This window comes from Methylobacterium sp. M6A4_1b (assembly GCF_053345175.1).
Genome location: NZ_JBKEZQ010000002.1, coordinates 91,670 through 104,601, shown reverse-complemented (window position 1 = coordinate 104,601; position 12,932 = coordinate 91,670). Strand labels below are relative to the sequence as shown.

Here is a 12,932-nt window from a genome sequence, read left to right as displayed (position 1 = left end):
CCCCCACCGGCCCGCTGAACCTGGGAAGGACGCCACCGTGACGCCCGAGATCCGAACCGTCGCAGTCGTCATTCACGGCCGCGTCCAGGGCGTCGGCTACCGGATGTGGGTGCGCGGGGAGGCGGACCACCGGGGCCTCGCAGGCCACGTCCGCAATCGGTCGGACGGAGCCGTCGAGGCCGTGTTTTCGGGGTCGCCCGACGCCGTGGCGCGAATGCTGGAGGCCTGCCGCCACGGGCCTCCTGGAGCCCGCGTCATCGAGATCGAGGTGGCCGAGGGCGACGTGGCGCCTCCGGAACCCGGCTTCGCGATCCGCTGACGCCCCGGTCCTCGTGACACGTTCCGGCCCCGCTTCGGCTGGACAGGGCATCGGCATCCGCGCTAGCGCCCAGGCGGGGCGCCCGCAGATCGGCCGTCCAGAGACCGGACGCGATGCTGACCGCCGACTTCTCCTATCTCGACCTCGCCGCTCTCTGCTACTTCGTGGCGGCCTGGGCCGGCTATGGCATCGCGGTGGCGCGAATGCGCGGACGCCGGACCAGCCTCAGCCAGATCATGAACGCGCAGCGCGCGGAGTGGACGCACCAGCTGATCGGGCGGGACAACCGGGTGGTCGACACGACCATCAACGCCTCTCTGCAGAACGGGACCGCGTTCTTCGCCTCGACCTCATTGATCGCACTGGGCGGCGTACTGACCCTGTCGCGCTCCGGCGACGACGTACTGACCCTGTTCGGCGCGCTCCCCTTCGGCGCCGTCGCGACCCGGGTGACCTGGGAGATCAAGGTCGCCGGCCTCGCGGTCGTCTTCGTCTACGCGTTCTTCAAGTTCTCCTGGGCCTATCGGCTGTTCAACTACGGCGCGATCCTCCTCGGCGCAGTACCGCCGAAGGGATCGGACGCCACGCCGGAGCAGATGCTCCGCGCCGCCCGCAAGGCGGCCGCGATGAACATCGCCGCCGGCAGCCACTTCGCCCGCGGCCAGCGGGCCTTCTTCTTCGCCCTGGCCTATCTCGGCTGGTTCGTGAGCCCCCTGTTGCTCATGCTGACGACGACGGCGGTGGTGCTGGTGATGTGGAGGCGGCAATTTGCTTCGCGAATCCGCGCCGCCCTGCTGGCGGAAGACGACGGGACAGGGCAGGGATGGCAGCCATGACGATTCCCAAGAAACCGACGCGCCAGCGCACATCCTCTCCGAAGGCTCCGCGTTCCAAGACGCCGGCGCCGCCGACACCGGCCTCCGCACCAGCCCCGAAGGTCGCGGCGAAGCCCGGTGGACGGCCGGAACGCAAGGGTCCCTCCGAGGTGCTGATCGCCGAGACGATTCTGCGCCTCGTCACGGCGCGTGGTGCCGGCAAGACGGTGTGTCCGTCCGAGGTCGCCCGGGAACTCGGCGGGCCGCAGCCGGAAGAATGGAGCCCTTTGATGCAACCGATCCGCCGGATTGCCGTGCGGATGACCAAGGCCGGGGAGGTCGCGATCCTTCGAAAGGGCAAGCCCGTGGAGGACCCGGACGACTTCCGTGGCATCTACCGGCTCGGCGCCGCCGCGACGACATCGGACGAGACCTGAGGCGAAGGCACCAGGGCATCGGTGTAACCGGCGAGCCGGTAGGCGACGAGGCCGAACCATTCCTTCGTGATGACGTCGAGAAGTGACAGTCCTTCCGAAGCGAACCCGTTGATGCGCCAGACATCGTCCCAGCCGCCGGTGCGGTAGTCCACCGGGTAGGCGGAGACCGTGAAGCCCGCCTGCCGGAAGCAGCCGACGGCCCGCGGCATGTGCCAGGCCGAAGTGACGAGGAGCCAGCGCTCTTCCGGTTGCGGCTTCACCATGTCGGCGGTGAAGAGTGCATTCTCACGGGTGTTACGGGAGCGGTCCTCCAAGATCAGCCGGGTGCGCGGCAGACCCATCGTGTCGGCGTAGCGGCCGACCAGCTCGGATTCCGAGGCTCTGCTCCCGCCGAGGGCGCCGCTCCCGCCGCTGAAGACGAGGCGACTTTGCTGGTAGCGCCGGGCGAGGTCCGCGAGGGCAATCTGACGCTCGGCCGAGTCGTTGAGGAGAAACTGCCCCCGACTCGCCGAGAGCCGCGTCTCGATCGCTCCTCCAAGGACGATGATTCCGGTCACCGGCCGATCGTCCTCGACGAAGGCCGGAAAGCGCTCCTCCAAAGGCAGGGTAACGAGAGCCGACATAGGGGACAGACCAGCCAGGAGGAGCAGCAGTGCCGCTAGGCCGCTGAGCCACAATCCCGATCGAGCCCACCCTGCCGCCGCCAAGCACGTCCCCGCCAACGCAAGGAGGATGAGGGCGTTCGAAGGCGTGACGAGAAAGTAGAGCAGCTTCGAGAGGGGAAAAAACATGTGCGTGCGACCGAAGCGGGTGGGCAGGTGGGGCGTGATAGCGCAACGCCCGTCTCCTTGTCCCCGTCGTGCTCGACACAACCCTGTCGTTCGCCGTGACCGGGACCGGGCCGCGACATCGTCGTCCGCTTGCGCGGGGTCCGGAACTGACAGATCTGTTCCCTATCAGACCTAAGCAGGAACCACCGATTGCACTCGGTTCTCGAACGGCCTAGGTTAACGTTATAGAGTGGGATAAATTCCCACGGGTATCATTGTCAATGCCGCGCTATTTCATCGACCTCCACGACGGAGCGAACTTCGTCAAGGACAAGGTCGGATTCGAATTGTCCGACGAGGACGCCGTGCGAACCAAACTCGTGCGCATCATGGCCAAGATCGCGCAGGAATTCAGCGTCGATGCCGAGCGGCAGGATTATCTGGCGATCGTTCGCGGCGAGGGTGCGCAGGTCCACTTCCGGGCGCACCTGTCGCTCGACATCGAACGGGTCACCGGCGCAGTCGAGATCAATCCCGACGAATCCTGAGCGATCCGAAAGCCCTGCATTCCGGCATCGGGCGCGGGCCTTGGACGGTTGCCGCGACGCGCAAGGCCAGCGTGGCCTTGTCGATCACCAGGTCATTGGATGTGCAGGTTCAACCCACCCGTGCTTCGATGGCCCGAGCGCGACGTCGAACTTGGCGTTGCACCGACAGCAATGGCGGCAGTTCACCTAAAAACCCAGAGCGTGCCCCACGCCGCAGCGACCCTGTCGATCACAGCGGATGAAACGAGGCCTGCCGGGTAGCAGACCCTCGCGACGGGCGAGGGTCTGAGAATATCTCACCGTGCCGGTGTCGAGGCGATCCGCGCGGACGCCTCAGCGTCCGTAGATATCCTCGACGCGGATGATGTCGTCCTCGCCGGTGTAGGAGCCGACCTGCACCTCGATGAGCTCCAGCGGGATCTTGCCCGGGTTGGTCAGGCGGTGCATCGAGCCGATCGGCAGGTAGATCGCCTCGTTCTCGTGCACCAGCACCACCGACTCGTTGAGCGTCACCTCCGCCGTGCCCTTCACCACCACCCAGTGCTCGGCCCGGTGGAAGTGCTTCTGCAGCGACAGCCGGCCACCCGGCGTCACCATGATCCGCTTGACCTGGAAGCGCTCGCCGATGTCGATGCGCTGGTACCAGCCCCAGGGCCGGTACATCCGCCGATGCGCGTCCGCCTCCGGATGCGCCTTCTCGCGCAGGCGGTTGACGAGATCCTTGACCTGACCCGAACGCGCCTTCGAGGTCACCAGCACGGCGTCGGGCGTGGTCACCACGACGACGTCGTCGAGGCCGACCACCGTCGTCAGGTGCTCGCCCTCGCTGTGGATCAGGCTGCCGCGGGTGTCGATCGTCTCGACCCGGCCCCGGACGGCGTTGCCGTCGGCATCGTGCGCCAGCACGTCCCAGACCGCGTCCCAGGTCCCGACATCCGACCAGGGGAAGGAGACCGGACGGACGCCGGCATGCCGGGTCCGCTCCATCACGGCGTAGTCGATCGAGGTCTTGGGCGCCCGGCCGAAGGCGGCTGCGTCGAGGCGGACGAAGTCGAGATCGATGACGGCGGCGTCGAGCGCGGCGCGGGTGGCGGCCAGGATCTCCGGGGCATGGGCCTCGAGCTCGGCCAGCATCACGTCGGCGCGGAACAGGAAGTAGCCCGAGTTCCAGAGGGCGCCTTCGTCGATCAGCCGCAGGGCGCCGTCGCGATCGGGCTTCTCGACGAAGCGCTCGACCGCGTGGTTGCCCGCGCCGCCCGCCAGGCCTGCGCCGACGCGGATGTAGCCGTAGCCGGTGGCGGGCGCGGTCGGGGTGATGCCGAGGGTCATGATCGCCCCGGCCCGGGCACCGGCGGCGGCGGCCTCGGCGGCGGCCACGAAGGCGGGGGTGTCGCCGATGACGTGGTCGGCGGCCATGATCAGCACGACGCCCTCGGGGTCGCGCCGCGCGGCGTGCAGGGTGGCCACGGCGACCGCTGCCGCCGAGTCGCGCCGCTCGGGCTCGAGGATGATGTCGGCCGCGATGCCGGCGTGCTGCAGCTGCTCAGCGACGATGAAGCGCGCATCGCTGCTGGTGAGCACGGTGGGGCGGGAGAACACGCGGGTATCGGCCAGGCGCCGGGCCGTGTCCTGGAAGGTCGAACTGTCCGGATTGACGAGCGGCGTGAACTGCTTGGGCATGCTCTCGCGCGAGGCCGGCCACAGCCGCGTGCCCGAGCCACCACACAGGATGATCGGATGGATCAAGGCGCCGGCAGGCTCAGACATTCGACCATTCACCTCGTAAATTGCAGGCCGCATAGAGCCGACCAACCCTATACAGATTGCAGTGCAACAATTGCGTGCTCTACCAGTTCAGCACCGCCCACGCCACCGCGCAATGGCGTGGAGGGACTTACCAAGGGACCGGTATCCCCAATCCGCGGACCGCACGCATCCGAGCCGTGATCTGGCCACCAGGACATCGTGGACGCGCCGCGTGACGCCATTCTTGAAGGACGACGTCAGCGCCGCGTCTTGAGGGGCTTGCGCGCCGCCGGTTGCGGCCGTCCGATCGGCTTGCGGGGCGTCTGAGCGGCCAAGGCCGCGCGGGCGATATCCTGTGGTCTCGGATCGCCGCTGGCGATCCTCTTCAAGGCCTCGGCCATTTCCTCGATCATCTGCGCCGATTCGCCCTCCAGGGTTTCCTCGGCGCGAATTCCGTTCAGCTCGGGCGCGATCTCCTCGGCGGCCTCGCGTAGTTCGTCGATGAGTTCGGCAGGCGACCAGCGGGGATAGGATGTTTGCGGCATGGCCCATCATGGCAGTGCAACCGGACGCCGACAACGGGTCGGCGACTTGGCTCGCGCAGGGAACCCCTTGGACGGTTCCGCCTGTTCAGGTGCGTTCCGGAGGGCCGCCGAACGGGCGCGCCCGACAAGTTAGATCGCGACACAGCCCCGCAACGGCCGGCTCGCCCGAGCGTTTCGTCAGGGTTGTCGGGCTGGCAGGCACCCAGCCTAGCGGCCGCCGGGACCGCCGTTGGCGCTGCCGTTGGGGAATGCCTGCTCCGGCCGGCTCGCATTGCCGCCCGCGGCCGAATTGGTTGTCACCGTATCGGCGCCGGTCGCGCCGTAGGATATGACCACGTCACGGCTGTTGCCGGTCGTGTTCGGCTGGTTCTGAATGATGACGCCGGGGCGGCCTTCCGGCCCCAGGATACCCTGTGCCAGAACAGGCTGCGTCGGCACGATCGCGAGCGCACAAACGCTCGCCACGAAAGCAGAAATCTTCATCGGAAATCCCAAGGTTCAAGTCCGTGGCATCAACCCGCGGCTCCGAGCGCCTGTTCCTGAGACGAAGGCGCGCCCCGTCAACGGTTCGGGCGCAGTGGCGCTCGGCCATATCGCCGTGCCACCGCCGGGAGGACACGATCGCGGGCCGGGCGCGAGGCTGCGCACGTCGTTGTCGGAAGGGTGGCGCCTTTCTCGAACCGGAAGCGACGCTTGTGGGGCTCGATCTTCGCAGGCTGACAGGCAGGTGCCGAACTTAGCACGGCGCCATTCCGATCGCTTGTTTGAACGCGCCAGCCGCATCGGTACAGCGGCCGGATCGTCAAAAACCGGACCCGAGCCAGTGCGCGGATACTTCGTCGGGGCACCTTCGTCGGACACCTTGTCTGCCAACTTCTCGGCAGGCGACCGCAATGCGCGGCACCACTCGACCCGATCGGTCGATCGCATCACCGTGACCGCAACCCGCGAAGACCGGCGATCAACGTGCGGCGATGCCGGTCCCGGTCGGACAGGGGAGGGCCGGCGTCAGGCCGATCGAATCTGCGGTGTTCTTGAATGACCACCGGTCCTTCGTTGCCCGCTCCGTCGCTGGAGCGAGATTGAATCGACGCGGGCTGATCTCAAACGGGCATGCGAACTCAGGGAGCATCAAAACGGCCCGGCGCAGCTCCTGTTCGATGCATGGCGAGCCAAGCTATGGCAGATCGTCCACGCTCGGAAACGGTTGTCAGGGCTCTGTTGCGACGACGCGACGATGTCGGCTTACGCCATTCTGCGCGTGATCGTCATGAGAGCACCGGTCGCGCACCGCGCCGCGCTCGGCAACCGAGTTTTTGATCTGGACGCTGGACTGGCGGAGACGGAGGGATTCGAACCCTCGATACCCCTTTCGGGGTATGCTCATTTAGCAAACGAGTGCCTTCAGCCGCTCGGCCACGTCTCCGCAGGCCGTCGATCTAGAATTTCGCATCCGGCGGGTCAAGCTGCGATTGGCGACGCCGCGGGGAAATCGAAGCGTTCCGAAACTCCGGGCCGGCGGAGGCACAGGCACTGGCCGATCACCCGGGACAGCATCAGGGACCGACACGGTCGCGTTGAACCAAACCCTCGGCGCTGGCGAGGCGCTTGCGCTGAACCTTGCCGTTCGCGGTACGCGGGAGCGCTTCGAGGAAGCGCACCTCGCGCGGGCACTTGTAGGCGGCGAGGCGATCGAGGCACCAGTCCTGGATGGCATCGGAGTCGAGATCGGTGCCTGGCTTGGCCACCACGAAGGCGGTGATCACGCTGAGGTCGGCCCGGACGGGCATCTCCGCCACCCCGACCTCGGCGACGTCCGGGTGCTCGATCAGGACACCCTCGATCTCGTTCGGCGAAACCCGGTAGCCGAATGCGTTCATCAGGTCGTCGTTGCGGCCGTGGAAGGTCAGGTAACCGTCCGCGTCGAGGCTCGCGAGATCGCCGCCGACGAACCACTCGCCGCGCATCACCGACGCTTCCTCTTCGGGCCGATTCCAGTACCCCAGCATCAGGCCGGGCTCGGAACGATGGATGGCGAGGAGACCGATCTCCCCGGGAGGCAGCGGCTCGGCCTGGCCCTCCGTCGGCAGGATCGCGACGCGGCGCCCCGGTTGCGGCTTACCGGGTGAGCCGGGACGCACCGGAACGGTCGGGCCGCTCGACACGTAGGTGGAGCACTCGCTCATCCCAAGGGCCTCGTAGAGGGGTTTCCCGGTCGCCTGCGTCCAGGCCGCGAGCAGTTCGGGTGCCAGCGCCTCGCCCGCCGTCACGCCGTGGCGCAGGGTGTCGAGATCGACGGCACCCAGGTCGGCATATTTCAGGATCTGGCGGTAGAGGCTCGGCACGGCGGCGAACAGCGTCGCCCCGTGGCGGGCGATGAGCGCGGGCCAGATCGCCGGGTCGCGCGGGCCGTCGTAGAGCACGGCGGTGGCGCCGCAGGCCCATGGATCGGTGATGCCGACGCCGAGGGTGTAGGTCCAGTTCATCGTGCCGGCATGGAGCATCACGTCGTGCTCGGACAGGCCGAGCCAGTGCGCGTGCATCGGCCGGCGGCCGCGGATGGCCCGGTGAGCGTGCAGGACGCCCTTGGGGCGGCTGGTCGTGCCGGAGGTGTAGACCAGGGTCGCTGGATCGTCGGCTCCGGTGTTGGCGTAGTCGGGCAGGGCAGGGCCGGCCTTCATGACGGCGACGTCTTCGGACCGGAGCAGGATCCGGCCGCCGAGCCCGGCCGGATCGACGGAATGGCCCGCGCCGGCGACGACCACCGACGCGCCCGCATTCTCCATCAGGAACACCGCCTCGGACTCGGTCAGTTGCGGCGAGGAGGGCAGAGCGACGAAGCCGGCCGCCAGGGCCGCGAAATAGACGAGGACATAGTCCGCCTCGTTGCCCATGCGGATCATCACCCGGGCTCCGGGCTCGAGACCCAGGGACCGAAGTCCCGCGCCGATGCTACGCACCGCCCGGTCGACCTCGCCGAACGTCAGGGTGCGCACGTCGTCGCCGGCGCCCGCCATGATGAGCGCCGTCTTGTCGGCGCGCAGCCGAGCGTTCTCGGCGAGGCAGTGGCGCGCCCCGTTGAAAAAGGAGGCGTCGGGGGCAACGGCATAGGATGCGGACAAGCGGAGTCTCCGTAGCGACCCGCTCAGGGAAGCCGAAAGCGGCCGCCCCGACAAGGGCGCCCGCCTTCCTTCGTCGGATTTGCCGGCGGCGCGCGGCGCGCCCCTAGCCGGTGATCTCCTTGGCGGCGGTCAGCATCTCCTTCATGGCCTCGGCGGCGGCCTGATAGGCCGGCGTTCCGACGTCCCAGTTGCTCGCCTTGAGGGCATCCAGCATCCGGTTGGCCTCGGCGACCGCCTTGGTTTCCGCGGCCACGAGGCGGGCGAAGGCGGGATGGGCGGCGGGGGCCGTACCGGCAAGGTCGGCCCTGAGGCTGCGGCCGGGCAGTCCCGACAGGCTCGCCAGGTCCGGATCGGGCTGCGCCATGCCGACGAGGACGCGCGCGAGCTTTCGCTTCCAGGCGCCGATGTCGGCGGGCAGGCGCACCAGGGCATAGAGCGGAACGTCACGCGCATTGACGTTCAGGGCCGTCTGGCCGGTGGCCTCGGCGCGCACGAGGCGGCTGGTGATCTTCTCGATCTCCTCGTGGGTCTTGGAGGCCTTGGCGGCGATGTTCTGGACGCTGGTGGAGATCTCCGAGGTCGCCGCGCGCTGCTGGCCGAGCATCTGGGAGATGGCCTGGTTGAGGTCGCTCGCCTGCGCGATGCGGGCGTTGGTCTCGACGATGCGGTGCTCGAGGTGATCGACGATGGTGCGGCCCGTGGTGACGGCGCTCCGGCTGTCGTGGACGGCTTCGGAAATCGCGCCCATCTCGGTGGTTAGGGTGCTCAGGAGCCCGCGGATCTCACCGGTGGACTTGGCGGTCTGGGCGGAGAGCGACTTCACCTCGGCGGCCACGACGGAGAAACCGCGGCCGGCCTCGCCGGCGCGGGCCGCCTCGATGGTGGCGTTGAGGGCGAGGAGATTGGTCTGGGCCGAGATCGCCGCGATGGTGGTGGCCATCACCTCGATCTGGGCGATGGCGCGTTCGAGGACGACGACGCGGTCCGAGATCTGCGAGGTCCGGGCGTCGATCTCGTGCATCGCCGTGCGCGCCTTCTGCGCGTCCTGAATGCAGGCCTGGGTCTCCGCGAGGGCGCCCTGCGCCACGGCTACGACGGTCTCGGAGGTCTGGGCCACCTCCGCCACGGAGGCCGCCATTTCCTCTGTGGCGCCGGCGATCGTCTGGGTCGCGCTCGCCACCTCGCCGACATCGTAGGTCATCCAGCCGGTATTGGTGGCTGCCTCGGAAGCCTCGCGGGCAATGGAAGCGGTGCTGCCGAGGCTGCGCAGCAGGTCCGCTTCGCGGTTCGCGTGCAGCCGTTCGATCGCAGTCCGCAAGGGCCCCTCGGGCAACTCGACGGAAGCGAAGGACTGGCTCGCCATCAGCGACTCGACCGCTCGAACGAGCCGTGCTTCGTCGCCGGCCTGGGCGGCGCCGGGTGCAGCGTCGACGGCGGGCTGCTTCGGGGCAGAACGAGCGAAGGGTAGTCCGAGCATCGCGATTGATCCTGTAGAACGTAGCGATGTGATCTACCGGACTTCCATTAAAGTATCCTTATTCGTACCCAGACTCGCGACCCAGAAAGAAGCCGTATCAGATCGCGCGACCTGAAACTCGGTGCAGTGCAAACAATTCGTAGCTCCAAGTACGCAATCAGTGCTTGTCGTTTACGATCCACCAGACGCGATTAGAGCCGCTACGGCTCAAAAGTTGGAGCGGAAGATTTCAGCTTTCGATCCATGATCCCAGGGTGATTGGATCCGAATTTTCGCCTCTACTCTCGACGTCCAGCCGTGAACGCTGCCCGCGACCTGGTCTCAAGCCTGTGTCTGGTCTCGTCCGATCGGGCGATCCCGCTCCCGACCCGTCAGGTTCGAAACAACCCGGCAGGTGTCTCATCGGACCCGACCTTCCACGGAATTGAGCCGAAATCGCTCATTTCGCGAGCCAAAGCGGCCCTTCCGACCCAGGACAGCGACCTCCTCAGGTTGTATTCGGGGATCGCGGGGCGCGGATCAGGCTGAGCGCGACAGCGCGACCTCGCGCGGACCGATGAGATCGGCCTTCCGCTCCAGCAGGGTCGGCGGAGGCACCGGCGCCTCGATGGTGCAGACGACTCCCGCCGCCGCGAACAGCAGTTGAACCTCGCCATCGAGTTCCCGGGCAAGGCTGCGCTCGATCAGGCGCGACCCGAAACCGGTCCGGGTCGGCGGGGCGACCGGCGGGCCCCCATGCTCGCTCCAGCGCAGGATCAGGCGGGTCTCCGCCTGGCGCTCCACAGACCAGGCGATCGTCACGGTTCCCCCCTCCTGCGAGAGGGACCCGTACTTCACCGCGTTGGTGCCGAGCTCATGCAGCGCCATGGCGATTGACAGGGCGAGACGCGGCGGCAGGCGGAGTGCAGGACCGGACACGAGGAAGCGCGAGCGCTGCCCCTCCGTCGCGTCCAACGGCGCGATCGCGTCGGCCACGACGTTTCCGAGTTCAGCACCGTCCCAGCTTTCGCGAGTGAGGACGTTGTGAACCCGGGCGAGGGCCAGAAGACGGGCCTCGAAGGCGGCTCGCGCCGCACCGGCCTCCGGTCCCTCCAGGCGGCGCAAGGACTGCCCGGCGATCGACTGCACCGTCGCCAGCGTGTTCTTGACGCGATGGTTGAGCTCGTGAATGAGCAGTTGCTGGTGCTCCGCGGCACGCTTGGCATCGGTGATGTCGACGTTGCACCCGGTGTAGCCGAGAAAATTGCCGGTATCGTCCGTCCGCGGCACGCCCTCGCAGCGAATCCACCGGACGACGCCGTCCCGGTCGATCACGCGGACATCGGCCTGAAACGGCACCCGGGCCGCGAAGGCATCCCGGAAGCGCGTCGCGAAGGTCTCGTAATCCTCCGCGAAGATGACGCGGCGCCAATCCTCACCCGTGAGTTCCGCCGCCGTATGAAGGCCGAACATGTGGTCGAAATGCATGTTGGCGAAGCTGATCTGTGCCGTCTCGTCCGTCATCCAGATCAGGGCCGGTGCCGAGTCGGCCATGTGCCGGAACCGGGCTTCGCTCTCGCGCAGGGCGCTCAGGCCCCGCTGCGTCTCGGCCAGGGCCCGGTCGCGCTCGTCGCTGCGCAGGCGCAGGCGTTGCGAGGCATCCGCGAGCACGTCGCCGAGGCGGCGGATCTCGTGGATGGGCGAGGTGATCCGGGGAATGACCTCGCCGCGGGCGAGCGCCGGACCCGTCGCCGCCAGCCGCCGCAGAGGTTGCGAGACCCGCGACCACAAGTGCACGGCGAGGATGGACGAGGTTGCCAGCACGAGGAGTCCGAAGCCGCCGAAGGCCCAGATCCAGTTGCGCAGGCGCGCTTCCACGAGGGCCTGAGGGATGATGGCGGCCGCCGTCCAACCGGTCAGACGCGAGCGCGCCTCGACGACGGTCACGGCCTTCAGCCGCCGATCCCTGCCCTCCCAGACGTTGGGCGTCGCGGTCTGATACTGCCGCAGGGTCGCGGGTTGCTGCGCGCCGATGAGGGTGTCCGGATCGGGCACCCGCGACAGGATGATTCCCTCCCGGTCGGAGAGCCCGGTGATCCAACCCTCGACGGCTTCCCGGTTGACGAGACTCTCGAGACGGCTGATCGGCACGGAGAAGCTGAGGATGTGGCTGATGCCGCCCTCGCCGAGCACCGGCACGGCCACGGCGTAGGTCGCCTCGGTCGGCTTCATGCCCTTGACGTATCCGGAGACCACCGCGCGCTGGCTGCCCGATGCGATCTCGCGGTCGAACGGCAGGCCGCTGCGCGGCAGGGGGGCACCGCGCGGAACCGCCGTGTTCACGACCTGCTGTCCGTCAGGACGCCGCAGCAGAATGTCGAGGCCGACGGCATCGCGCACCAAGCGGGCCTGGGCGTCGAAGTTGTCGAACTCGCCATCCTTCAGTCGCGGCGACGTCGCCAGTGTCTGCAGCACCGAGACCAGCCCGGCGGTGTCGCGATCGACGGACAGGGCGATGCCGCGCACGTTCTCGCGGGCATCCTGCTCGAAACGGGCCCGCTCCGTTCCGGCGTATCGGACCAGGAGGATGGCCGTGAAGATCAGACCCGGACCGATCAGCGCCACCACCAGGGCGATGAGGTAGACCTGCGTCGAGAATCCTCGCTGGCGGACATGGGCGTAGGCCGAGGCGAGCGACCTTGGCCTCCACCACCGACGCCCCGTGCGACGCTCGGTCGTGGACTCTCCGGGTGGTGGGCCGTTCATGGGCGGTCGACGCCCGAACGATCGATATGGCCGAGGTCGCGGTCGGGTGCGAGCTGGTCCCGTACCCGCTGCTTCAAGATTTTCACGTCCGGAAAGCCGCCGTCGCGCGTCCGATCCCAGATCAGGTGCGGTCCGCATCGGATCACGAAGACGCCGCCGGTCCCGGGAACGAGGGCCACCTCGCCGAGATCGTCACGGAAGGTGGAGAGGAGTTCCTGCGCCATCCATCCTGCTCGCAGCAGCCATTGGCACTGCGTGCAGTAGGTGATCGAAACCCGCGGCTTCTCGGGCGATGGGCGGGGCGTTTCGTCCATGGCGGGTAAAGCGACCGATCGTTCCCGGCTTGTCAACCAGCGCGCGGCACGCCTCCGGTGCAAACCGTGGGCGACCCGCTTCAAGCCGAGCTTC

At 68.0% G+C, this 12,932-nt stretch carries 12 protein-coding genes and 1 tRNA gene; 4 read left to right on the top strand and 9 right to left on the bottom strand.

Annotated features, from left to right (window positions below; translation table 11 throughout):
* Window positions 1-37 precede the first annotated feature (37 nt).
* From ACLBWX_RS02495 to ACLBWX_RS02485, 3 genes are all read left to right on the top strand, one after another.
* Window positions 38-319 (top strand): acylphosphatase, encoded by a 282-nt coding sequence (locus ACLBWX_RS02495; RefSeq protein ID WP_447675519.1) that lies wholly within the window; start codon window positions 38-40, stop codon window positions 317-319.
* Between the two features lie 113 nt (window positions 320-432).
* The gene (locus ACLBWX_RS02490; protein WP_447675518.1) at window positions 433-1,155 is read left to right on the top strand and encodes a DUF599 domain-containing protein; all 723 of its coding nucleotides are present in this window, start codon (window positions 433-435) and stop codon (window positions 1,153-1,155) included.
* A 149-nt stretch (window positions 1,156-1,304) separates the two neighbouring features.
* Window positions 1,305-1,571 (top strand): DUF3253 domain-containing protein, encoded by a 267-nt coding sequence (locus tag ACLBWX_RS02485; RefSeq protein WP_447675517.1) that lies wholly within the window; start codon window positions 1,305-1,307, stop codon window positions 1,569-1,571.
* Here the strand turns inward: ACLBWX_RS02485 and ACLBWX_RS02480 are convergent.
* A complete protein-coding gene (locus ACLBWX_RS02480; RefSeq protein ID WP_447675516.1) occupies window positions 1,529-2,362 on the bottom strand; it encodes a YdcF family protein in 834 nt (277 codons plus the stop codon). The genes ACLBWX_RS02485 and ACLBWX_RS02480 overlap by 43 nt on opposite strands.
* 260 nt (window positions 2,363-2,622) lie before the next feature.
* Between ACLBWX_RS02480 and ACLBWX_RS02475 the strand changes: the two genes are divergently transcribed.
* Window positions 2,623-2,889, top strand: a complete 267-nt coding sequence (locus ACLBWX_RS02475) for a DUF6894 family protein (RefSeq protein WP_447675515.1) — start codon at window positions 2,623-2,625, stop codon at window positions 2,887-2,889.
* 333 nt (window positions 2,890-3,222) lie between these two features.
* Here ACLBWX_RS02475 and ACLBWX_RS02470 read toward each other — a convergent pair whose 3' ends face one another.
* The 8 genes from ACLBWX_RS02470 to ACLBWX_RS02435 form a co-directional block, all read right to left on the bottom strand.
* Window positions 3,223-4,656 carry a mannose-1-phosphate guanylyltransferase/mannose-6-phosphate isomerase gene (locus ACLBWX_RS02470; RefSeq protein ID WP_447675514.1) on the bottom strand — a complete coding sequence of 478 codons (1,434 nt, stop codon included), beginning with the start codon at window positions 4,654-4,656 and terminating at the stop codon, window positions 3,223-3,225.
* A gap of 236 nt (window positions 4,657-4,892) precedes the next feature.
* Window positions 4,893-5,180, bottom strand: a complete 288-nt coding sequence (locus ACLBWX_RS02465; protein ID WP_447675513.1) for a hypothetical protein — start codon at window positions 5,178-5,180, stop codon at window positions 4,893-4,895.
* A gap of 207 nt (window positions 5,181-5,387) precedes the next feature.
* Window positions 5,388-5,663: a hypothetical protein gene (locus ACLBWX_RS02460; RefSeq protein WP_447675512.1), complete on the bottom strand. Its 276-nt coding sequence runs from the start codon at window positions 5,661-5,663 to the stop codon at window positions 5,388-5,390.
* An 851-nt stretch (window positions 5,664-6,514) separates the two neighbouring features.
* Window positions 6,515-6,606: transfer RNA gene (locus ACLBWX_RS02455), tRNA-Ser, on the bottom strand.
* Window positions 6,607-6,736: 130 nt separating this feature from the next.
* Window positions 6,737-8,302, bottom strand: coding sequence for an acyl-CoA synthetase (locus ACLBWX_RS02450; protein WP_447675511.1), 1,566 nt, complete (start codon window positions 8,300-8,302; stop codon window positions 6,737-6,739).
* Window positions 8,303-8,405: 103 nt separating this feature from the next.
* Window positions 8,406-9,779: a methyl-accepting chemotaxis protein gene (locus ACLBWX_RS02445; RefSeq protein WP_447675510.1), complete on the bottom strand. Its 1,374-nt coding sequence runs from the start codon at window positions 9,777-9,779 to the stop codon at window positions 8,406-8,408.
* Between the two features lie 519 nt (window positions 9,780-10,298).
* Window positions 10,299-12,524: an HWE histidine kinase domain-containing protein gene (locus ACLBWX_RS02440; protein ID WP_447675509.1), complete on the bottom strand. Its 2,226-nt coding sequence runs from the start codon at window positions 12,522-12,524 to the stop codon at window positions 10,299-10,301.
* Window positions 12,521-12,838 (bottom strand): SelT/SelW/SelH family protein, encoded by a 318-nt coding sequence (locus tag ACLBWX_RS02435; RefSeq protein ID WP_447675508.1) that lies wholly within the window; start codon window positions 12,836-12,838, stop codon window positions 12,521-12,523. Before ACLBWX_RS02435 ends, ACLBWX_RS02440 begins: the two co-directional genes overlap by 4 nt.
* Between the last annotated feature and the right edge of the window lie 94 nt (window positions 12,839-12,932).